The 21,539-nt window shown below is 65.6% G+C and carries 21 protein-coding genes and 1 tRNA gene; 11 read left to right on the top strand and 11 right to left on the bottom strand.

Annotation, left to right across the window (positions count from 1 at the left end; translation table 11 throughout):
* Positions 1-105 precede the first annotated feature (105 nt).
* Positions 106-711: a phasin family protein gene (locus tag ACKN61_RS10770; protein WP_408953447.1), complete on the top strand. Its 606-nt coding sequence runs from the start codon at positions 106-108 to the stop codon at positions 709-711.
* A gap of 337 nt (positions 712-1,048) precedes the next feature.
* The gene (locus tag ACKN61_RS10765) at positions 1,049-2,146 is read left to right on the top strand and encodes a restriction endonuclease (RefSeq protein ID WP_408953446.1); all 1,098 of its coding nucleotides are present in this window, start codon (positions 1,049-1,051) and stop codon (positions 2,144-2,146) included.
* Between the two features lie 413 nt (positions 2,147-2,559).
* Here ACKN61_RS10765 and ACKN61_RS10760 read toward each other — a convergent pair whose 3' ends face one another.
* Positions 2,560-4,548, bottom strand: coding sequence for an SDR family oxidoreductase (locus ACKN61_RS10760; protein ID WP_031371729.1), 1,989 nt, complete (start codon positions 4,546-4,548; stop codon positions 2,560-2,562).
* Positions 4,549-4,700: 152 nt separating this feature from the next.
* Between ACKN61_RS10760 and ACKN61_RS10755 the strand changes: the two genes are divergently transcribed.
* Both ACKN61_RS10755 and ACKN61_RS10750 read left to right on the top strand, forming a co-directional pair.
* Positions 4,701-4,958, top strand: a complete 258-nt coding sequence (locus tag ACKN61_RS10755; protein ID WP_408953445.1) for an acyl-CoA-binding protein — start codon at positions 4,701-4,703, stop codon at positions 4,956-4,958.
* 34 nt (positions 4,959-4,992) lie between these two features.
* Positions 4,993-5,619, top strand: a complete 627-nt coding sequence (locus ACKN61_RS10750) for a TetR/AcrR family transcriptional regulator (protein WP_031371731.1) — start codon at positions 4,993-4,995, stop codon at positions 5,617-5,619.
* Between the two features lie 147 nt (positions 5,620-5,766).
* Here ACKN61_RS10750 and ACKN61_RS10745 read toward each other — a convergent pair whose 3' ends face one another.
* Positions 5,767-6,171, bottom strand: a complete 405-nt coding sequence (locus ACKN61_RS10745) for a phasin family protein (RefSeq protein WP_408953444.1) — start codon at positions 6,169-6,171, stop codon at positions 5,767-5,769.
* A gap of 182 nt (positions 6,172-6,353) precedes the next feature.
* Between ACKN61_RS10745 and ACKN61_RS10740 the strand changes: the two genes are divergently transcribed.
* The 5 genes from ACKN61_RS10740 (at position 6,354) to arsC (ending at position 10,298) form a co-directional block, all read left to right on the top strand.
* Positions 6,354-7,208, top strand: coding sequence for a hypothetical protein (locus ACKN61_RS10740; protein ID WP_408953443.1), 855 nt, complete (start codon positions 6,354-6,356; stop codon positions 7,206-7,208).
* Positions 7,209-7,349: 141 nt separating this feature from the next.
* Positions 7,350-7,424 (top strand) — tRNA-Val (locus ACKN61_RS10735).
* A 184-nt stretch (positions 7,425-7,608) separates the two neighbouring features.
* Positions 7,609-9,477 carry an ATP-dependent nuclease gene (locus ACKN61_RS10730; RefSeq protein WP_408953442.1) on the top strand — a complete coding sequence of 623 codons (1,869 nt, stop codon included), beginning with the start codon at positions 7,609-7,611 and terminating at the stop codon, positions 9,475-9,477.
* Between the two features lie 13 nt (positions 9,478-9,490).
* On the top strand, positions 9,491-9,688 hold the full coding sequence (locus tag ACKN61_RS10725) for a hypothetical protein (protein ID WP_408953441.1): 198 nt from the start codon (positions 9,491-9,493) through the stop codon (positions 9,686-9,688).
* A gap of 244 nt (positions 9,689-9,932) precedes the next feature.
* Positions 9,933-10,298 (top strand): arsenate reductase (glutaredoxin), encoded by a 366-nt coding sequence (arsC, locus tag ACKN61_RS10720; protein ID WP_408953440.1) that lies wholly within the window; start codon positions 9,933-9,935, stop codon positions 10,296-10,298.
* 902 nt (positions 10,299-11,200) lie between these two features.
* Here the strand turns inward: arsC and ACKN61_RS10715 are convergent.
* The 4 genes from ACKN61_RS10715 to ACKN61_RS10700 form a co-directional block, all read right to left on the bottom strand.
* Positions 11,201-12,823 (bottom strand): FMN-binding glutamate synthase family protein, encoded by a 1,623-nt coding sequence (locus tag ACKN61_RS10715; protein ID WP_408953439.1) that lies wholly within the window; start codon positions 12,821-12,823, stop codon positions 11,201-11,203.
* Between the two features lie 194 nt (positions 12,824-13,017).
* A complete protein-coding gene (locus tag ACKN61_RS10710) occupies positions 13,018-14,307 on the bottom strand; it encodes a nucleotide sugar dehydrogenase (RefSeq protein ID WP_408953438.1) in 1,290 nt (429 codons plus the stop codon).
* A gap of 153 nt (positions 14,308-14,460) precedes the next feature.
* Positions 14,461-14,775 (bottom strand): hypothetical protein, encoded by a 315-nt coding sequence (locus ACKN61_RS10705; RefSeq protein ID WP_408953437.1) that lies wholly within the window; start codon positions 14,773-14,775, stop codon positions 14,461-14,463.
* 1 nt (position 14,776) lies between these two features.
* Positions 14,777-15,844: a diguanylate cyclase gene (locus ACKN61_RS10700; RefSeq protein WP_408953436.1), complete on the bottom strand. Its 1,068-nt coding sequence runs from the start codon at positions 15,842-15,844 to the stop codon at positions 14,777-14,779.
* A 305-nt stretch (positions 15,845-16,149) separates the two neighbouring features.
* Here ACKN61_RS10700 and ACKN61_RS10695 point away from each other — a divergent pair, with 305 nt between their 5' ends.
* Entirely contained in the window at positions 16,150-16,497 is a 348-nt protein-coding gene (locus ACKN61_RS10695) for a hypothetical protein (RefSeq protein ID WP_408953435.1), read from the top strand.
* A gap of 107 nt (positions 16,498-16,604) precedes the next feature.
* Here the strand turns inward: ACKN61_RS10695 and ACKN61_RS10690 are convergent, their stop codons facing one another.
* The 5 genes from ACKN61_RS10690 to ACKN61_RS10670 all read right to left on the bottom strand — a co-directional run bounded on the left by ACKN61_RS10690 (position 16,605) and on the right by ACKN61_RS10670 (position 20,961).
* Positions 16,605-16,994, bottom strand: coding sequence for a nuclear transport factor 2 family protein (locus ACKN61_RS10690; RefSeq protein ID WP_031371431.1), 390 nt, complete (start codon positions 16,992-16,994; stop codon positions 16,605-16,607).
* A gap of 140 nt (positions 16,995-17,134) precedes the next feature.
* Positions 17,135-17,836 carry an SDR family NAD(P)-dependent oxidoreductase gene (locus ACKN61_RS10685; protein WP_408953434.1) on the bottom strand — a complete coding sequence of 234 codons (702 nt, stop codon included), beginning with the start codon at positions 17,834-17,836 and terminating at the stop codon, positions 17,135-17,137.
* Positions 17,836-18,402 (bottom strand): hypothetical protein, encoded by a 567-nt coding sequence (locus tag ACKN61_RS10680; protein ID WP_408953433.1) that lies wholly within the window; start codon positions 18,400-18,402, stop codon positions 17,836-17,838. The genes ACKN61_RS10685 and ACKN61_RS10680 overlap by 1 nt, the downstream gene beginning before the upstream one ends.
* 549 nt (positions 18,403-18,951) lie before the next feature.
* Positions 18,952-19,935 carry an NAD-dependent epimerase/dehydratase family protein gene (locus ACKN61_RS10675; protein WP_408953432.1) on the bottom strand — a complete coding sequence of 328 codons (984 nt, stop codon included), beginning with the start codon at positions 19,933-19,935 and terminating at the stop codon, positions 18,952-18,954.
* Positions 19,936-20,142: 207 nt separating this feature from the next.
* Positions 20,143-20,961, bottom strand: coding sequence for a right-handed parallel beta-helix repeat-containing protein (locus ACKN61_RS10670; RefSeq protein WP_408953431.1), 819 nt, complete (start codon positions 20,959-20,961; stop codon positions 20,143-20,145).
* Positions 20,962-21,069: 108 nt separating this feature from the next.
* Here ACKN61_RS10670 and ACKN61_RS10665 point away from each other — a divergent pair, with 108 nt between their 5' ends.
* The gene (locus ACKN61_RS10665) at positions 21,070-21,513 is read left to right on the top strand and encodes a hypothetical protein (RefSeq protein ID WP_408953430.1); all 444 of its coding nucleotides are present in this window, start codon (positions 21,070-21,072) and stop codon (positions 21,511-21,513) included.
* The last annotated feature ends 26 nt before the right edge of the window (positions 21,514-21,539 follow it).

Here is a 21,539-nt window from a genome sequence, read left to right as displayed (position 1 = left end):
CACTCCTCGTTCTCATTACTGGCCGCTCACTGTGGGTTGGTGTGATTACTCTAGACAGGGGGGCCATCTTGAGTGCACAGCGATAGCACTCATTACAGGACGTCCATGGCCGCCAAGTTCAAGAAGACCGCTAAGAAGACCCCCGGCAAGAGCAGCAGCGCCGGCAAGGGCAGCGCGCAGGAACAGGCCGAGCGCCTGTCCAAGACGCTCAGCGAATCCGCGCAGCAGATCTGGCTGGCCGGCGTCGGCGCGTTCGGTCGCGCCCAGGCCGAAGGCACCAAGCTGTTCGAAGGCCTGGTCAAGGAAGGCCTGAACCTCGAGCAGACCGCGCGCAAGTTCACCGGCGGCCAAGCCGGCGTGCTGCGCGACGCGGTCGAGTCCAAGGTCGGCCAGGCGCGCGAACGCGCGTCCGACACCTGGGACCGCCTCGAGAAGGTGTTCGAAGAGCGCGTCCAGCGTGCCCTGGTCAAGCTCGGCGTGCCGGGCCGCGACGACCTGACCGACCTCAGCGAGCGCGTCGAGTCCCTGACCCGCGAACTGCGTCGCCAGGGCGGCAGCGCCCCGAGCGCACGCAAGAGCGCAGCCAAGGCACCGGCCAAGCCCGCCGCGAAGAAGGCCGCGGCCGCCAAGCCGAAGGCGCAGAAGTCGCCGGCGGCGAAGAAGGCCACGCGCAAGTCGATCGCGCGCCCGAAGCCGCCGGTCGCACCGTAACCCAGCTTCAACTCCGGTTTCACTGCGCTGCGGGTCGTCCGCAGCGCGACGTTTAAGCCCGCCAGTCCGCGCTTCCGTATGCTCCCCTCCCCTTACGGTTTCGGACTGGCGGGCTTTCTTATGCCTGCGACCGCCGCCGGGTCGCCACGACGCCCGCATCGAACGCCGCGCATCCGCCATGCCGTAGCGGATGGACTTCACGCTGACATCGAATCGTCGTTCTTGATGGAACGGCCGATAACGAACACGTCAATTTCGCGAACCACGTCTCAGTTCGTATAAGTGCTAGATGTCGCAGGCCGTATATCCTCAGCGTCTTTTATGGGCCTAGCGCTTCATGTCGAGTTTTTCCCTGTGGGCTGCTGCCGCCGTCGCACTGACGATCGGATTGGTGTCCACCGCCTATCTGTGGTCCTACCGCCGTCATCGCACTGAGGTCGCCACCGGTATCGCCGGCCTGGCCAAGATGCGCTGGCGCGAGTTCGCCCGCCTGATCGTCGAATCCCTGCGCGAACGCGGCTTCGAAGCCGAGTCGGTCGAGGAGTCTCTCGCTCGCGGCACCCAGGCCGAGCTGCGCTTGCTGCGCGCCGGCAAACCCTGGCTGCTGTCGTGCAAGCTCGGCGACGCCGACTATCGCGTGTCGGCGGCGACCGTGGCCGAACTGGCCGATGCGGTGCGCTTCAACGGCGCCGCGGGCGGGATGATGGTCACCACGGGGCGCTTCGACAGCAATTCCGAGCGCGTCGCCAACGGCCTGGACCTGTACAGCGGCGAGACGCTGTGGGAGCTGGTCGAACCGCAATTGCCGGCCTCGACCCGGCACGAGGTCATCGCCGCCGCGCAGAAGCGCAGCATCGGCACCATCGTCGGGGCCTGGGCCATAGCGATCGTGCTGGGCCTGGTCGCTGGCTTCGTCGTGCCGCAATTCGTTTCCAGCGAGCCCGACACTCCGGCACCCGCGCAGGCGACGCCGGTCGACGCGGCGACGTCGCAAGAAACACCCTCCGACACCGCCGCGCCCGCCGCCGCATCCGCGCCGGCAACGCCGCCTGCGACCACGCCTGCGCCGACGCCGGCCGCAACCGCACCGAGCGCAGCGCCGGTCGCGCAAGCGCCGCCTGCGACCGCTCCGGTGGCTACCGCCGGCACGCGACCGGCGAATCCGCCCACGGCCGTCGCCCCCGCCGGCAACCCCGCCGCCGAACGCGGTCAGGTCATCCGCAGCATTTCCACCCTGGACGGCGTCGAACGCGCCCTGTGGTCGACGCCGTCGAACCTGCTGATCTATCGCCTGACCGACGCGCAGCAACAGGACATCGACCGGATCTGTTCGATCCTCGACGCCTATCCCGACCTGCGTTCCTCGCGCGTGCAGTTGCAACCGCCGCCGGGCAGCACGGCACGCGTGCGCTTCTTCCAGTGTCGGGCCTATTGATCCGGGCCTGTCAAAGCGAACCGACCGGACCCGAGCACAGCGCGCCGCGACGAACGGCGCGCTGTTTTCGTTTCACGCCTTGGTCGATCCCTCCCGTCTTTGTAGGAGCGGCGTAAGCCGCGACCCGCGACCACGCCCACGACACGATCCCGGGGTCGCACCGGACCTATGTCGCGGCTTACGCCGCTCCTACCCGCCTCCGGGTCGATCCCTCCCGTCCTTTGCAGGAGCGGCGTGAGCCGCGACGCGCAACCACGCCCACGACGCGATCCCGGGGTCGCACCGGACCTATGTCGCGGCTTACGCCGCTGCTACAGGCGACCGCGCGGCCCGAAGCGCGCAAACGCATCGGGGCGGCCTGAGCCGCCCCGATGTTCGTGGCACCGTGCGCGCCACCTGCGGGCGCGCGCCGCTTACCAGTGCACGCCGCGCATCAGCGCCGCGAACGCGATCTGTTCGCTGCTGGCGTGTTCGTCCTTGAGCCCCTTGCGGTCGCCCTTGGCCGCGGCCGAGTCGGGGAACAGCTCGAACGCCGTGCTCATCACCACCTCGTAGGCCTTCGGCGCCAGCGCGTTGACCACCGAGGCGAAGATGCCCAGGCGGGTGGCGATGCGGGTCGGCCTCTCGATGATGCCCTTGACCACCAGGTCGGCGGCTTCGTCCGGGGTCAGGGTCGGCACGCTGTCGTACATCTTGGTCGGCGCGATCATCGGCGTTTTCACCAAGGGCATGTTGATGGTGGTGAAGCTGATGCCCTTGCCCGACAACTCGCCCTGGGCGCAGCGGCTGAAGGCGTCCAGCGCCGCTTTCGAGGCGACGTAGGCCGAGAACCGCGGCGAGCTGGCCAGCACGCCGATCGAGCTGATGTTGATGATGTGGCCCTTGCGACGCTCGGTCATCTTCGGCATGAAGCCCATGATCAGGCGCAGGCTGCCGAAATAATTGAGCTGCATGGTGCGTTCGAAGTCGTGGAAACGGTCGTAGCTGAGTTCGATCGAGCGCCGGATCGAACGGCCGGCGTTGTTGACCAGGATGTCGACGTGGCCGTGCTCGTCCAGGATCTGCTTGACCAGGCGGTCGCAGTCGGCCATGTCGGCGAGGTCCGCGGTGTAGGCGAAGACCTTGCCGCCGGCGGCCTTCATCGCGTCGCGGGCCTTGAACAGCTCGTCTTCGCCGCGGGCGATGATCACCGTCACCGCGCCGGCCGCGGCCACCTTCTCCGCCGTCGCCAGGCCGATGCCCGAGGAACCGCCGGTGATCACCACGACCTTGTTGCGGACCTTGCCCTTGAGGGTGCGGTCGATGAACAGGTCCGGGTCGAGGTGGCGTTCCCAGTAGTCCCACAGGCGCCAGGCGTAGGTGTCCAGGTTCGGCACCTTGATGCCGCTGCCGCGCAGCGCGCGCTCGGTCTCGCGGTTGTCGAAGCGGGTCGGATAGGTGATGAACTTCAAGGTCTCCTTGGGGATCTTGAAGTCGCGCAGGAGCATGCCGATGAAACGCCGCACCGGCGGCAGGTTGCCGACCGCGCCGCGCACGCTGCTGGGCACGAAGGCGAACATGCGCGCGTCGATGCGCATGGTCATCTCCGGGGTGTGGCCGGCGCGGGCGAAGGTGTTGAGCACCTCGCCGACGCGCTGCGGCTCGGGATCGGTGAGGTGGAAGCAATGCCCGTCGAGCTTGGGCTTGTGCGCGATGTGGTCCATCGCATCGACCACGTAGTCGACCGGGATGATGTTGATGCGCCCGCCTTCGACGCCGAGCATCGGCATCCACGGCGGCAGCATCTCGCGCAGCTTCTTGAGGAAGGTGAAGAAGTAGTACGGCCCGTCGATCTTGTCCATTTCGCCGGTCTGGGAATGGCCCACGACCATGCCCGGGCGGTAGATGCGCCACTTGATGCGCTTCTCGGCCCGCACCAGGCCTTCGGAATCGTGCTTGGTGCGCAGGTAGGGATCGTCCAGGCCTTCGGCCTCGTCGAACATGTCTTCGCGGAACACGCCCGGGTACATGCCGGCTGCGGCGATCGAGCTGGTGTGGTGGAAGCAGCCGACGTTGAGCGCCGTGCCCAGGTCCAGCGCGTGCTGGGTGCCGTCGATGTTGGCGGCGCGCTGCGCGGCCGGGCTGGCGGTCAGGTCGTAGATCGCGGCCAGGTGGAAGAAGTGCTTGATCTTGCCGTTGAGCGCGCGGATCTGCGCGGCGCTCAGGCCGCACTTGGCCTGGGTCATGTCACCGGCGACCGGGATCACCCGCTTGAGGTCCCAGCCCATTTTTTTTGCGGTGGCGTCGAACTTTTTCTGCGAGTCCTTGCGCACCAGCACGTGGATCGTGCCCTTGCGTTTCAGCAGATTGCTGACGAGGAAGCGACCGATGAAACCCGTCGCGCCGGTGACGAAATAGCTCATACCCCTCTCCTGGATGGCCGATCGACCGCCAATGCGGCGGCATGACACTACGGTGCCAGAGCCCGTGCCGCGGAACAATTCCTTTCCGTATTGACCGTCCCGGGCGTGCATGCTGTTATGCCGCTTCACCCTGGCGCCAGGAGAGGCTCGCCGTGTCCGATATCCAGTCCGCGTTCGAACAAGCCGCCAAAGACGTCCAATCGCTGACCGACCGCCCCGACAACGACACCCTGCTGCGCCTGTACGCGCTGTACAAGCAGGGCGCCGAGGGCGACGTCAGCGGTCCCAAGCCCGGCTTCTTCGACTTCGTAGGCACCGCCAAGTACGAAGCCTGGGAAAAGCTCAAGGGCACCGCACAGGCCGACGCGCAGAAGAAGTACGTCGACCTGGTCAAGAAACTGCGCGGCTGACGCCGCGCCCGCCCGCCCCTGCACGGCACGCCCGATGGCGAAACAGACCCGTCAGCGCATCCTCGACACCGCGTTGACCATGTTCAACGCGCAGGGCGAGCCGAACGTCACCACCAACCACATCGCCGACGAGCTGGAGATCAGCCCGGGCAATCTGTACTACCACTTCCGCAACAAAGACGACATCATCGAGCAGCTGTTCGCGCGCTTCGAGGAGCGCATGGACGCCGCGTTGGCCGCGCCGCAAGGCCGCCTGCCCGGGCTCGAGGACATCTGGCTGCAACTGCACCTGGTGTTCGAGTGCATCTGGGACTACCGCTTCCTCTACCGCGACCTGGTCGAGATCCTCAGCCGCAACCGCCGCTTGCGCATGCGCTTCGCCCGCATCCTCAAGCGCGCCGATGAACAGGCCCACATGGTGATGCGCGGGCTGTCGCAGGCCGGGATCATGCGCGCGTCCGGCGACGAGCTCGCGGCCACGGCCACGAACGTGCTGGTCATCGCCACCTTCTGGCTCAACTACGCCGCCGCGCGCGGCGACAAAGACGAGCACGCCGCGATCCGCGACGGCATCGTCCAGGTGATGATGCTGTTGGCTCCGTTCCTGCGCGACGCCGAGCGCATGCATCTGAACACGCTGATCCGGGCCTATCTGGACTGAACCGGCGGGCGCTCGCCGACATGCCTGCACGGGCGCCGCACCCAACCCCAAATCGCAACGCAGAAAGGGCGCCGATCGGCGCCCTTTCTTTCACTCGCTCGATTCACTCGAACCGACCCGCCGCCATGGTCGCGGCGAGCCGACCGATCAGGCCTTGCGGGCGCGACGCGCCGCCGGCTTGCGCACCGCCACCCGGCGCGACTGCGGCTTCTTCGCCACGGTCTTGCGGGCCTTGCGCTGGCCGCGCTTAGGCTTCTTCAGGCCCAGCTTGTCCAGCACCGGCGCCAGGCGCGCCTCGACCTCGGCGCTGAATTTGACGACCTTGGGCTCTACCTGGTCGCGCACGTTCTCGATGCCGCCGCGCACGTTGCTGCGCGCGTCGTCGGCGAAATCGCGTACGCGCTGCTGCAGCGCATCGACACGGCCGATGCTGCGGCTCGCCGCGGCGATCGCTTCGCGACGCGCCAACACCACCAGTCCCAGGCCGGCCAGCCAGACATGGCGCAGCGTGGTTTCGCTCGCCGCCGGTTTCTTGCGTTTCACTGCTGCCATCGTTAGCTCCGCTGACCGCTCCGGATGAGCGGTTTCACCAGGCCACTGTGGCGACGGAGCATCGAGCAATCACACTAGCCGCTTCAGCTTTCTGACGGCGAAGCACCGATGCGTCCTCCCCTCTTGCCACGGCGAGGCGACGGCGGGATGCTGCCTTCCCGACCTGTCGACAAGGACTGCAGATGGCTGCCAAATCCGCTTGGGCCAACTTTCCCCATGATGCCAAGGGCTATGCCTACGCTGGCGACGCCCTCAAGAAAGCCTGGCCCAAGCTGCACGCCGGCGATACCGAGCCCTTCCCCGACGCCAAGCGCGCCAGCGCGCTGATCGGCGCGGCCGGCAAGGCGGCCCCGAAGGGCCTCGATGCCGACGCACTCGCCGCCGCCCTGCAGGATGCCTGGCGCGCCTTCCATCGCGGCGATTTCAAGGCCGCCTTCGACGCCGGCCAGGCGCTCGGCCCGGTAGGCGCCAGCGTCGCGGTCAAGGCCATGGGCATTCACGCCACCTATCTGGTCGACGACGACGCCGAAAAGCTGCAGCGCTTCGAGCAGGCCGCCAAGCTCGCCGAGACCGCGATCAAGGCCCTGCCCGAGGACGCCAACAGCCACTATCGCCACGCCTTCGCCCTGGGCCGCTACAGCCAGGGCTTGAGCATCGCCAAGGCGCTCAAGGCCGGCATCGCCGGCAAGGTCCGCAGTGCGCTCGAGACGGCGCTGGAGCTGTCGCCGAAACATGCCGAAGCGCATACCGCGATGGCCCTGTACCACGCCGAGATCATCAACAAGATCGGCGGCATGATCGGCGGGCTGACCTATGGCGCCAAGGCGGCCGAAGCCGAGAAGCACATCAAGGCCGCGGTCAAGCTGACCCCGGACTCGCCGATCGCCCACATCGAGTACGGCAACGTGCTGATGCTCCTGCACGGCGACAAGCAGGAAAACGCCGCCGCCGCGGCCTACGAGAAAGCCGCCAAGCTCAAGCCGCTGGACGCGATGGAGGCGCTGGATGCCGCCTATGCCAAGGAGCAGTTGGAGTAAGCGCGGGCCCCGGCTCGCAGAGCGCTCGCACGCCCCCGTGGGCCTGGCGGAGCGCCCGAGAGCCCGCCCCTGCGGCCGATTCATCCGGAGGCTTGCCTGTTCCGCGAGTCCCCCTGTAAACTCTGCGGCCCGATTCCACTCGGGCGGTTAGCTCAGCGGTAGAGCATCGCCTTCACACGGCGAGGGTCGCAGGTTCGAACCCTGCACCGCCCACCAAATTTTCACTGTTAATTCAGTGGATTACGTCAAAGCCGGCCTAGCGCCGGCTTTTTCGTGACAACATGGCGACAGCAAACGCACCGTCACGCCTCTATTCCGCCCTGCTAACCGCGTGTTGAAAGCGCTACGCTTCAACGAATGCTCAGGGGGATGGACGATGCAACTCCAGTCATTTCGTGTCATGAAGTTCCGGAACATTGTCGATTCCGGCCAAGTGAAAGCATCCGAGCCGGTCACGTGCCTTGTAGGTAAGAACGAGGCCGGAAAGTCGGGGGCGCTCGAAGCCCTGCACTTGCTGAATCCTGCTTATAAAGTCAAGCCTGATCTAGAAAAGCAATATCCGCGCTGGCTACTCGCCAAGGATAGGCGTGCCGGCAACCTGTCAGAAGTTGAATTTATTAGCGCCGAATTCGCACTCGACTCTGACGAAATCGCGGAACTGGAAGAAGCACTTGGCAGCAAGCTCTTCCAGTATAACTCCTTCAAAGTCACGCGCACATACGGCGGCAACAAGCTTTGGTATCTAGACCCCGATGAGGCTGCGATAGCCGCGCATCTTCTCGGGCAACTATCCAAGAATGTTCAGAAGATCATCGGAAAGGTATCGGCGCTTAAGGCGTTAGGTGAAGCAATCAACGCAATTGACGCTGCCGCTCATGAAAATGTCGATGGAGGCGAGATTAAGGCAGCCAAAGCACTTGTAACCGAGAAAAATTTACTGAAGGCAACAGCTTTCGATCTTGTCCATGAAGTAATTGGCGACAAGCTTCCAACCTTCTTCAGATTCACGGGGTACAACACGCTTCCGGGTCGGATCGACTTGCGCGAGGTGACGGCAGCGAATGAAGAGCCGGGCAACAGCGCTATGCAAACCGCTCGTGCCCTCATCGCGTTAGCCGGGACAACGGCAGAACAACTCAGCGCAGATGACTACGAACAGCGCCGCGGTGAAATGGAAGCTGTCTCGATTGATCTGACAAATCAAGTATTCGACTACTGGAAACAGAATCCTGACTTGGAAGTCATTATTGACGTGGACAAGGAAGAGATACCGCAGCACAACGGCACGCGCGTGGCGGCGAGGTTCCTGGACATCCGCTTGAGGGACCGACGCACAGGGTACTCAAACAACTTCAGCCAAAGGTCGTCCGGATTCCAGTGGTTCTTCTCCTTCTTGGCTGCCTTCAGCGAGTTTGAGAACAAAAAATCCACGGTCGTCCTTCTTGATGAGCCGGGCTTGGCATTGCACGGTCGGGCTCAGGTGGACTTCCTTCGCTTTATCAATGAGAGACTCGCTGTAGCATCCCCCGTTATCTATACGACACACTCGCCTTTCATGGTCGAAATGGGACGCCTCGAGCGCGTGCGAATTGTTGAAGATCGTGGCCCGCCCGAGGGCTCCATCATTTCAGAAGACGCGCTAGCGAACGATCCTGATAGCCTGTTCCCTTTGCAAGCCGCGTTGGGGTATGACATCGCGCAAAGCTTGTTCATCGGCCCCAACAACCTTGTTGTAGAAGGAACGTCTGACTTCATTTATCTGACCATCATGAGCCAGGTTGCCGGCCAGAAGAAAAAGACGCCGCTAGACTCACGCTGGCGCATTCTTCCTAGCGGCGGCGCAACTAACATCCCAACGTTTGTGAGTCTTGTCGGCCCGCATCTTGATATCACCGTCCTTGCCGATTCAGACACGCAAGGCATGCAACGTGTCGCGGGGATGATTGAAAAGAAGCTAATTACCGGCACTAGACTCATTCTTGTGAACGCGGTAACAAGACAAAAAAACTCCGACATCGAAGACCTATTCTCTGCTGAAGACTACTTAAGCCTTTACAACGACACCTTCAAGGCAAAACTGAAGCCTGCCGACCTTGGACCGGGAGATCGGGTCGTCAAGCGAATCGAAGCCAAGATTGGAAAGGCGTATGACCACGGTGAAGTCGCTGAAACGCTTTTGAGGACTCACCAGGGACGCACCTTTAGCGATGAAACTTCCGACAATTTTTCTAAGCTAAATGAACTAATCAATGCGACCATGAAGGCGTAATGGAGGAATAAAAATGAATGATGCCGAATGGACCGATGTTAATGACCGCCTTCCGCTGCACGCAACGTCGGTGCTAGTAAAAGTTCGCAATGGCGACGTTCTGCATGGAAAATACGTCGACAATCCAGACGATCCAAAGCAGGGATTTGTTGTGCCGGCACAGCTTGCCTATGACGACATCACGCATTGGCGATATGAGGCGCTAGCCTAGAAGAAAAGCCCCGCAACACCTTGGCGCGTCGCGGGGCCTTTGCCCATTAAGGGTCGCAGGTTCGAACCCTGCACCGGCGCAAGCCGGCTTTTTTCGTTTCCGGACCACAGTCGCCGCCACCGCCTGCGCGCCGCCCAGGTCCAGCAACGCACTGCGAAGGCCGGCCAGCGTAGCGGCACGACGCATCGCCCGGTCGCGACCTACGCAGCCCCGCCCGCGCCCACCGAACCGCGAGGACACCGCCATGACCGACACCCACGCCGCCCCGACCCGCCTCTACCACAACCCGCGTTGCTCCAAATCGCGCGGCGCCCTGGCGTTGTTGCAGGAGCGCGGCATCGAACCGACCCTCGTCGCCTATCTCGACACCGCGCCGGGCGTCGAGGAACTGCGCGAGTTGCTGGCCCTGCTCGGCCTGACCGCCCGCGACCTGTTGCGCAGCGGCGAAGACGAATACCGCCAACTCGGCCTCGCCGATCCCGCCTTCGACGACGAACGCCTGCTCGCCGCCATGGCCGCCCACCCGCGCCTGATCGAACGCCCGATCTTCGTCCATGCCGGCCGCGCCGTGATCGGCCGCCCGCCGGAGCGCGTGCTGGAATTGATCTGAGCGAAGGCGCGGCGACAAGCAGTTGCCGTTGCCGTTGCAGTTGCCGTTGCCGTTGCCGTTGCCGTTGCCGTTGCCGCAAAGATTTTGCCGTTGCTGTTGCTGTGCGACGCCCAGCACTCGCGAAGGCAATCGAAGACCCGGAGGGCGGCGCGCAGGGATGTGCGCCGTTTTTCATCGGGACAGGGATGTCCCGTATGAAAAATCCCCGCGGAGGCACCGCTCGTGCGGGCCTGTGATTCAAAGAAAAGCATTTTTCTTTGGTTACCTTTCTTTTGTTGCTTATGACAAAAGAAAGTAACCCGCCGCTTTAGTGGCGGAAGCTCTTAGCGTTTGATCTTGCTTCTGAAAACCCCAAGCAAATGCAGAGTTGTCACTCCTGTAGGAGCGACGTAAGTCGCGACCGATCTCGCCGGGTATTGATCAAGCAAGAGCAGAGCTTCCGTCCGCTACGCGGCCGGGTTACTTTCTTTTGCTAAGCCCAAAAGAAAGGTAACCAAAGAAAAGGGCTCTCCTTGCAAGGGCACAAGCCACGAGTGCGATGCTGTCGCCGGGATTTTTCGATAGGACATCCTTGTCCTATCGAGTCATTTCTTTTTAAAGGCTGGGCGCACGTCCTGTGCGCCGCCCTCCGGGTCTACGATCGCATCGCAAGATCGGAACTGCGCCAAGCTCTTACGGCAACGGCAACGGCAACGGCAACAGCGAAAGCTCTTAGTGTTTGATCCCGAACCCGCTCGATAGATCGATGCGGCGCAAGACCATCGCAGCGCGGTCGCGGCTTGCGCCGCTCCTACCCTCGCGGCAGGACGCCTCTTCGATAGAGAGCATCAGCCTTGCTGCCTCAGCGCATCCCGTGGTCGCGGCTCACGCCGCTCCTACAGTCGGGAAATCCGCACCGCCTCTCAAAACGACTTACTGCCCCGCATCGCCAACAACCGATCCGGCGCCGCGAACGAATCGCTGCGCGCGTTCGCCCAGAACGACTGGAACACCGCATGCGCAGGAATCTTGCCCAACAAGTCGCCGGGCGCAAGGAAGTTGTACAGCGCGCCAAGCGAACGCACCTCAGTCGGCGAGACACGACGCAGGATGTGTTCGGGCCCTATCTCGGCCGGATGACTCAAGCCCGCTGCGCACAGCAAATCGCGAAGAGCCTTGAGGGTGTTGTCGTGGAAGTGGAATACCCGAGTGGCCTTGTCCGGCACGTCGAGCTTGCGCCAACGGCTCGGGTCCTGAGTCGCGATGCCGGTCGGGCAACGGTCGGTGTGGCAACTCTGGGCCTGGATACAGCCCAGGGCGAACATGTAGCCGCGCCCGGCGTTGCACCAGTCCGCGCCCATCGCCAGGGTGCGGGCGATGTCGAAGGCGCTGGTGATGCGGCCGGCCGCGCCGATACGGATCTTGTCGCGCAGCTCCAGGCCGACCAGGGTGTTGTGGACCAGCATCAAAGCCTCGTGCATCGGCACGCCGACGTGGTCGATGAATTCCGCCGGCGCCGCGCCGGTGCCGCCTTCGGCGCCGTCGACGACGATGAAGTCCGGCAACACCCCGGTCTCGTGCATGGCCTTGGCGATGCCGAACCACTCCCAGGGATGGCCGATCGCCAGCTTGAAACCGGTCGGCTTGCCGCCCGACAGTTCGCGCAAGCGGGCGACGAAATGCAGCAGGCCCTGTGGCGAGTCGAAGGCGGTGTGCGCGGCCGGCGACACGCAGTCCTGCCCCATCGGCACGCCGCGCGTGGCCGAGATCTCGGCGCTGACCTTGGCCGCCGGCAGCACGCCGCCGTGGCCCGGCTTGGCCCCCTGCGAGAGCTTGATCTCGATCATCTTGACCTGCGGGTCGCCGGCGTTGGCGGCGAAGCGTTCTGCGTTGAACAGCCCGCGCTCGTCGCGGCAGCCGAAGTAGCCCGAGCCGATCTCCCAGACCAGGTCGCCGCCGTTCTCGCGGTGATACGGCGAGATCGAGCCTTCGCCGGTGTCGTGATAGAAGCTGCCGAGCTTGGCGCCGCGGTTCAGAGCGCGGATCGCGTTCGCCGACAGCGAGCCGAAGCTCATCGCCGAGATGTTGAACACGCTGGCCGAGTACGGATGCGCGGTGTTCTCGCCGATGACGATGCGGAAATCGTGCGAAACGTGCGCGGTGGGCGCCATCGAATGGTTGATCCATTCGTAGTCCAGGCCATAGACGTCCTGCTGGCTGCCGAACGGGCGCACGTCGTTGACCGACTTGGCGCGCTGGTAGACCAGGGCGCGCTGCTGGCGCGAGAACGGCACCTCGGCGGTGTCGGCCTCGATGAAGTACTGGCGCATCTCCGGGCCGATCGATTCCAGGCCGTAGCGAAAATGCGCCAGCACCGGATAGTTGCGGCGTAACGTGCTGCGGGTCTGCAACAAGTCCCAGGTGCCGAGCGCGGCGAGCGCGCCGAACAAGCCGACACCCCACAACCAATCGGCGTGGTGCAGGAACACCAACACCACCGAGATCAGGGTCAGGAGCAGGCTGGCGACATAAGCGGCATAGCGCATGGCGATCGGATCAGTTCACGAGCTGAGGGCGAGCATAACCCTGCGCGTGTGCAATCGCTGTACGAGGCCGGGCGGATGAGCGCCGAGCCATCCCAAACAGGCCGACGCCACGCAGGGCAGCCAGTCCAATGGCGCCACGAACAGGCGCAGTGGCCGCGCCCGAACCTGCGGCCCATGCGCGCCCCCACCGCCGATCAAAGCCGTGCGTCGACCTCGATGCGCGGATACAGGCTCTTGATGTCGTACAGCAAGGCGCCCGGGCGGCCATAGGCGCGCGCGCCAGCGGCGCCCAGCGCGCGGAACTCGTCGTGGGCGACCGCGACCACCACCGCATCGTAAGCGGCCATGTCGGGCTGCTCGACCATCTCCACGCCGTACTCGCGCCGCGCCTCCTCGGCGTTGGCCCAGGGGTCGTGGATCTGCACCTGGGCCCGGTACTCGCCGAGCTCGCGCGCCAGATCGACCACGCGGGTGTTGCGCAGGTCGGCGCAATTCTCCTTGAAGGTGATGCCGAGGATCAGGATGCGCGAACCGGCCAGGGCCACGCCGCGCTGGATCATCAACTTGACGATGTCGGAGGCGATGTGACTGCCCATGGCGTCGTTGATGCGCCGGCAGGCCAGCAGGATGTCGGGGTAATAGCCCGCGCTCTGCGCCTTCTGGATCAAGTAATAGGGGTCCACGCCGATGCAGTGGCCGCCGACCAGGCCGGGGCGGAACGGCAGGAAATTCCACTTGCTGCCGGCCGCCTCCAGCACCTCCGTGGTGTCGATGCCGAGCTTCTGGAAGATCAGCGCGAACTCGTTGATCAGGGCGATGTTGGCGTCGCGCTGGGTGTTCTCGATGACCTTGGCGGCCTCGGCCACGCGCAGGCTGGAAGCCAGGTGGGTGCCGGCCGGGATGATGCTGCGGTACAGCGCGTCGACGCGCTCGGCGGTCTGTGGCGTCGAACCCGAGGTCACCTTGGGAATATCGACCAGGCGGCGCTTACGGTCGCCGGGATTGATGCGCTCGGGGCTGTAGCCGACGAAGAAGTCGACATTGAAGCGCAGCGACGAAGCGCGTTCGAGCTCGGGAACGCAGATCTCCTCGGTCGCGCCGGGGTAGACCGTCGACTCGTAGATCACCGTGTCGCCGGGCTTGAGCAAGCCGCCGATAACGCGACTGGCCTCGATCAGCGGCGTGAAGTCCGGGCGCTTGTGCTCGTCGATCGGGGTCGGCACCGTGACCACGTAGACATCGCGATCGCTCAGGTCGGCGGCGCTGGCGGTGAAGCGCAGATGCGTCGATGCGGCGATCTCGTCGGCGTCGTTCTCGCGGTGGTGGTCTTCGCCGACGCTGAGCTGGGCCACGCGCACGGCATTGGTGTCGTAGCCGACGGTGTCGTAGCGCTTGCCGAACTCCAGGGCCAGCGGCAGGCCGACGTAGCCCAGACCGATCACGCCGATGCGCGTTTGCGCGATGCTGCCTTCGTACTGCGTCATGCCCTGCCCTGGGTTCACCGCCGTGGTGGCGGTCCGGTCATGGATTCTAGAGACCCGCTTTCCGGACTGGCAAACCGGTGCGCTCGGTCGCGTTCCGGGGCGCCGGTAAAGACACCCGGATCGCTCCGCCCACGGGGCACTGGGCGACTGCGGCTAAGGCGCCGGGCCTTCCTGCGCGATCAGGCCGAACGGCGCCAACGCCGCGCGCAGGTAATCCTGCGCCTCGCCCGCGCTGGAATGCAGGCTGTCGATGCGCTCGCCCCGGTACTGGATCACGATCTCGCTGCCGTCGGCGCGGTGTTCCCAGATCGAGTGGTCTTGGCTGAAATTCATGTACTGCCAAACGCCGTCGGCCTCGGACAGCCCGCTCCAGATCGCGTCCGACAGCGCCCGGTGCGCGTCGAAGCCGGCCCAGCCCGGGCCCGGCGTCCAGCGTGTCCACATCAGCGGCGCGCGTCCCCCGCTCATCTCAATCCTCGGCCACCACCACCGCATTGCGCCCGAGCTCTTTGGCGCGATACAGGGCGCTGTCGGTATGGCGCATCCACATGGCCGCGCTGATGGTTTTCGGCCCGGTCGTCGCGACGCCGACGCTGACCGTGCAGCGCAAGGCCGGCGCTTCGTCGAAGCGCGCGTCCTCGACCGCATTGCGGATGCGTTCGGCGATCGCCACCGCCGCCTCCAGGCCGGTGTCCATGAGGATGAGGGCGAACTCGTCGCCGCCGATGCGGCTGGCGGTGTCGGTCAGGCGCACCACCTCGTGCAGGGTGCCGGCGACGCGCCGCAACACCGCATCGCCGACCAGGTGGCCGTGGAAGTCGTTGATCTCCTTGAAGCGGTCGATGTCGATCAGGATCAAGGCCGCGCCCTTCGAGGAGCGCGCGCAGTAGGTCATGGTCGCGGTGGCCGAATCGTCCCAATGCAGGCGATTTTGCAGGCCGGTCAGCGGATCGGTACGGCTCAGCTGATCGAGCTGCTTGTTCTGGCGCACGACCTTGCGCGCCAGGCCGTAGGCCGCGCTGCTGATCGCCATGGGATAGACGAACATGAAAGGCAGGCTGGCCAGGATCACCGGCATCGAGCTGTCCGGCGCGAACGGAAAGCCCAGCAGCGCCCAGACCGTGGCGCAGGTGAACAGCTGCGCGGTCGCGGTGCGCACGAAGAAACGCCAGCCGCCGACGCTGATCTTGTCGGCCGACAGCATCACGGCCAGCAGCGCGCTCGGCACGACGTTGAAATGCATGACCGCGATCCAGATCCCGCCGAGGGCCGAATCGATCACCAGGTTGCGGTACTCGGCGAACTCGGGGTCGACGCTGCGCGAGGCGACCAGATAGGCCAGCGGCGGCCACAGATAGCCGTTGGCGAACAGCAGCGCCCAGACCCAGGCGCTGGCATCGTGTTCGTACAAGACCCCCGCGACGGCGAAGAACCCCGTCCCCAGGCCGAGGGTGCGCATCTGGTAGATGCGGCGCACGAACCGCAGATGTTCGGTCGCTCGAACCGGGTCGAATGAGGTGTCGGCAATTCCAGTCACGCACGCTCCCAGCGGCCTGGATCATCGAGACGAGTACCGCCGGGGGTTGCGGCGGCTACCAGCATACCCTGCTCGCCCGGGCCTGAATGCGCAAGCGGGCCGCCGCCGACGGCTTCCGATGACCGGCGCCAGGGCCGTGGCCAGCCTCGGGGTCGGGGCCCGGGGTACGGGACCCGGCCCACCCCGGCTCGAACCCGGCCGCCCCGCCTCCGACAGCGGGGATTGAACGTTCCGTACACGAAAGACTAACGCCGGGATCGGGCAAGATTCGCCCCACAGGGGGTTCCCAGAGCGGAGCCTGTGTGATGACGAGCACCCTGCAAGGCCGCCCCGCCCCGACCACGCCCGGCTTGAGCTACTGGGCGAGTCAGTTCCGCAGCGCCGGTTTCTATCGCGACGGCCTGCGTTTCAGCGATTACGCACCTGCGTTCTACGTCGGCATCGCCGCCCACCTCGAACATCCGGACCGCGACTTCGACGATCCCCGCCTGGACTTGAGGGCCCGCTATCAACGCATCCGTCTCGGCTCGGTATTGAACTGGGAACAGGCCGAAGACGCGGCGCGATCGGCGTGGCAGCGCGCGAAAGAGAACGCCGAGGCCGCGCAGGCGCAGATCGGGCGCCGCGTGGCGCAACTGGCCGCACAATCCTGAGCCAAACGCTACTCGAAACCCATCCCCGGAGCGCGTTGCGCGCTCCGGGCGTCCGCGAGCGCATCCGACGCGCGTCGCCACAGCGAGGCCGCGGCGCTGCCGCCCGATCAGGCAGCGTCGAGTTCGTAGTGAAACACCTTCGAGATGATCTGCCAGCGGCCGTCGAGCTTGATCAGGGTCAGCAGATCGGTGAAGCGCTTCGGCGGGATCGCGCATTCGACCCGCGCGAACGCGGTCACCGGGCCGGCGAATTCGATCGAGACGATTTTATCCTCGCGTGCGGCGCCCTGGCTGGCCGGCGATGCGCGTTGCTCGACGACCGCCCAATACGCCTCCATGTCGAGCTTCAACAAACTGCCGTCGGTCGCACAGACGTAATGCGCCTGCGGATGCATGGCGCGACGCAATCGGGCGGTGTCGCTGTAGTACAGACCGTCGAAATAATCCGCCAGGGTCGCGATGACCGCGTCGTAGTCGTGGCTGTGGGTGGCGCTCATGCGGTCTTCCCTGGCGAGTTGGCGATGGCAATGCGCCGATTATGGGCAGCGCCCGGCGCCGCCACGAGCGCATCCATGGACCGGCCTGTCGCGCCTTTGCAACGCCGACCGGCGCAGGCCGCACTCGGCGTTCGCCGCGCTCAGAGTTTGAAGCGGCCGCCGTCGATGCGCAGGATTTCGCCGGTGCTGTAGCTGGCATCGCGCAGATACAACACCGCCTCGACCACGGCCTCGACCGTGCCGATGCGACCGAGCACGGTGCGCGCGGCGATCGCGTCTTCCTGTTCGGCGCGTTCGGCCGGGTCGCGCGCCGACGGCAGTACGGTGCCCGGGGCGACCGCATTGACACGGGTCGGCGCGAGCTCGGCGGCGAGCGCACGCACCATGCCGGCACCGGCGGCGCGGCTGACCTGATAGGCCGCATGACCGGCGAAGGAGCGATCGAGATAGGTGTCGAGCATCACCACCACCGAGCGCAGCGGACGCCGCTGGTGCAGGCCGATCACCAGCTCCCAGGGCGCGATCAGGTTGACCCGCAGGTGGCGCTCCAGGCGCTCGCGCTCCTCGTCGGTATCGCCGGCACCGAGGTCGCCCCAGGCATGGCCGCGCTCGAACAGGGAGGCATTGAGAACCAGGTCGGTCACCTCCACCGGCGGCAAGGCCTGCAGCGGCTCGGTCATGTCCCAGCTCCATTCGTGCACCGGCGCCGAGTACGGCGGCGGCGTCGAAGCGGCGCGGCGGCGATGGGCGACGACCTGCTCGCCGCGTTGCAGACAGGCTTCGACGATAGCCCGGCCGATGCGTTGCGAAGCGCCGGTAACGAGAGTGATGCGTTCGGACATCAGCTGGCCTCCTTGGCGGCGGTGGCAGGCTCGGCCTGGGCGTGCAGGAAACGTTCGACGAAATCCGCTCCGGCCAAGGGATAGAAACCCATCGCATTGTGTTCGGGGCGGAAGCCGCGCTGCAAGGCGACGGCGTCGAGCGCCTTGCGCAACAACGGCAATGTCAGTTGATGCAGGCCATGGAACAGATACGGCCGGGCCGGGTCGTAGCGATCCTGCCACTGCACCTCGCCGTCGATCCTGCCGACCAGGTCGATGTCCAATGGCACCGGCAGCGCGCGTTGCGGATCGCGCTCGCGTCCGAACGCCGCCTCGATCTGTTTGAAACGGCGCTCCATGGTTTCGATCGACCAGCGCGGCGCGACCTTCATCGCCAGCATCAGGTTAACCGTGGCGCCGCCGCGATGGACGCGATGGCGGTCGCCGTACAGTTCCGAGCATGCGCGCAAGGCGCTTGCATCGGCGGCATCGTCGAACTCGGCCAGCAGCTGCGCCGCCGACAACAGCAGATTCTCGACACGCGGGCCGTCGCTGGCCCCCAGGCAGATCAGTGCGGTCCAGCTCATAAAGCGCAAACGGTCCCGGCCGACGACGCCGGGCGCGGCATGGATGAGGCGGCCTGCGATCGCAGGCGCGGGGCCGCAGCGGTGCGGCGGGTTACAGGCGGGTGCGGCAGGGGCCGGCCAGAATCGATCGCCATCTCGTCTACTCCTCGGCGCTGCGTCCAATCGACGGCGGCCGGAGCGTCGGCGACCGGACGTACCCGCCGCAAAGCTCCGATCGCGATGATCCGCATTCTAGCCAGCTGACGGCGGTTTTCCCTATTCCAGGCCCGACACGGCGCGGAAACGAGACCGGTTAGGCGGCGAAAGACGATGGCCGCGACGCATCTTGCTGCGCTGCGAGAACGGATGCAGCAGTCATCGCCGCGTGCCGACACCGCTCCAGCCCTGCTCTGCGTCCACGATCCGCCCCTGCTTTTGAGTAGGAGCGAGGCAAGTCGCGACCGTGAACTTCCGGCCCAGGCACCTCCGCGGCCGCGCGCAATGCCGCTCTCACCGCTCGCGCCGCTGCTACCCCGCGCTTGCGGCCACCTCAGCGCGGTCCGCTCCGCTTCAAGCCACCGGATACGGCATGCCCTCGAACACGCGGTCGTGATAGCCCTTCACGCCGACCTCGTGGGCGAGCGCGCTGCGGAAATCCATGCCGGCGCGCAGGCAATCGAGCACGTAGGCGAAACCGTAACGCGGTTCCCACCCCAGGTCGCGGCGGGCCAGTTCGTTGACGTAGACCCGGTCGAGCTGCGGAAACAGCCGCCAGCCCTTGGCCGCGTACAACTCGCGGCAATCCGGGAACAGCCGCTCCACCACCGCGGCGGCGTCCTGACGCAAGGCGAGCAGATCGTCGCGACCGAACGGCGCGGTAGCCGACACGATGTAACGGCCGAAGCCGAGCGCCGGCGCGCGTTCGACGGCACGCAGATGCGCGTCGACGATGTCCTCGATGTCGGCGCGGCGATACAGCAATTCGTTGGCCTGGACGTTGGCCGGTGCGTAGACGTCGCGCACCGAGGCGTCGTCGTCGTCCTCGGGAAAGAAACGCGAGGTCCGCAACACCAGCACCGGCAGCTCGTGCTTGCGATGAAACAGTTCGCACAGGCCTTCGGCGGCGATCTTGGTGGTGCCGTAGATGTTCTTGGGCACCGGCGTCACCGCTTCGGTGATCCAGGTGGCCGGGCCGCCGGGCACCGGCTTCAAGGCTGCGCCGAACGCGCTGGTGGTACTGGTGAAAACGAAGGATTCGACGCCGGCCGCGACCGCTTCCTCGAGCAGCACGAGCGTGCCGGTGACGTTGGTGTCGACGAAATCCTGGTAGCGGTGGGTGGCGACGTGCGGCTTGTGCAGGGTCGCGGTGTGCACCACCGCGCGCACGCCTTGCATGGCGCGCCGGACGAAAGCGCGATCGGCGATCGAACCGACCTGGCCGGTGAACCCGGAGGCCTTGATGTCGATGCCGACGGCGTCGCGCGATTGCGCGCGCAGACGGCGCATCAGGCCTTCACCGAGGTGGCCGGCACTGCCGGTAACGAGGATGGACATCGAGACGGACTCCTGGCGACGCGCACGCCCGCTGCCGCAGCGACAGCGGCCCGGGCTTGGATGGATGCGCAAAGCCTAGCAAGGCTGCGGTGGCGACGCCATGTGCAGAGCGCTGAAACCCCGCTGGCTCCTGCGCCTCGGCAGAAGCGGGCCGCATGCGCGAGAACGCCGGCGCTGCGAACGCAGCGCCGGCGTTTCAGCACAGGCTTACGGCATGAACGGCGACGGCTCTTCGACGTTGTAGCGGGTGACCGCGCACTCGGAGAAGCCCGAACGCGCGGTGTTGATGGCGACGTTCTCGATGCAGGTCGCACTGCTGCCGCCGATCAGCCCCTGCACGCCCGAACGCGTCCGCAGCATGATCGAGTTGTGCACCAGCCGCGCCCGCGGCGACTGACGCAGCTCGATGATCCGATCGGTATTGTCCGGGAAATCGAGGAACTGGTTGCCGGTCGCCTGCACGTCGGCCGAGCGGTCGACGAGCAGGCCGCCGCCGCTGTAGCCGGCGATCACGTTGTTGGTGACGACGGTGCGCGGCGCCATCGTGATCTGGATGGCCTCGCGCCACGGCGAGATGTTCGGGTTGCCGTAATCGATGACGCGATTGCCGACCACCCGCGCCCCTGTACCGTCCGGCGGGCTGTCGCCGAAGATCACGATGCCCGCATCGTACGGGCGGACCACGGTGTTGTTGAGCAGTTGATCGCCGGATCGCGTGCGCAGGTGGATGCCGAGCGAATAGCCCTCGATGCGGCAGTTGCGTACCGTCACCTTCGACCAGGAATCGACCGTAATGGCGGCAGGGCCTCCGTTCGGGTCGGGATTGGCCAGGGTCCGTCCCTTGCAATCGAACTCGATGTCTTCGCCGGTGATGACGATGGGGACGCCAAGATTCCCGGCCAGGCAGTATTTTCCGGGCGCGGTGATATGCGGATTGGCCGAGGTGACGACGGTGTCGCAAGCCAGCGAGCTGGCACTGAACATCGCGGCCGACAGGGCCAGGCTGGAAAGCAGAATGGAGCGCATGAATATCCTTTTAAGAGCGCCGATGAAACGCCGGGCGCGAGGCGCGCCCGTCGCGCCGTACAGGACACGCGGCGACATGCCGCATCCTGCGTTGGGTGGAATGTCGTGATGAAGCAGATCGGCGATCCCGACGGTCGTCCCTGGACCTGCGGCGCGCCGGAAGCATCGCATTCGATGCCGACTCCCCTGTCGAATGCGAGATTCCTGACGTCGACCGCGAATGAAGCAGCTTCCCCGGCCTGCCAGCATCGCGACCGGGACAGAATCGCCGATCGGCGTCGCAGGCGCCGCGACGGCGCGGGCCGTCGGCGTCTATTCGTAAGAAGCGGGGAGGTATTGCGCTGCGTTCGGACGCGCATGCCATTGCGGCTGCGGCTGCGGCTGCGTCTGCGTCTGCGTTCGATCAATCGGGAACTGCGATCGCGTATCGCGGCGATGACCTCGGCGCAGCGCTTCGGCTCGCGCCTGGCGCGCGAACCGCGCCTTAAACCCGAAAAATCTCAGCGACTGGCACAGTCTTTGCCAGTTGCATTGAACGAAACCCGAGGCTGACGCCTCGGGTCCGTTTTTTACCGGCC

Source organism: Lysobacter sp. Hz25, from assembly GCF_046097045.1.
GTDB classification, from domain to species: domain Bacteria; phylum Pseudomonadota; class Gammaproteobacteria; order Xanthomonadales; family Xanthomonadaceae; genus Lysobacter; species Lysobacter antibioticus_B.
This window is presented reverse-complemented; position numbering and strand designations above follow the sequence as displayed.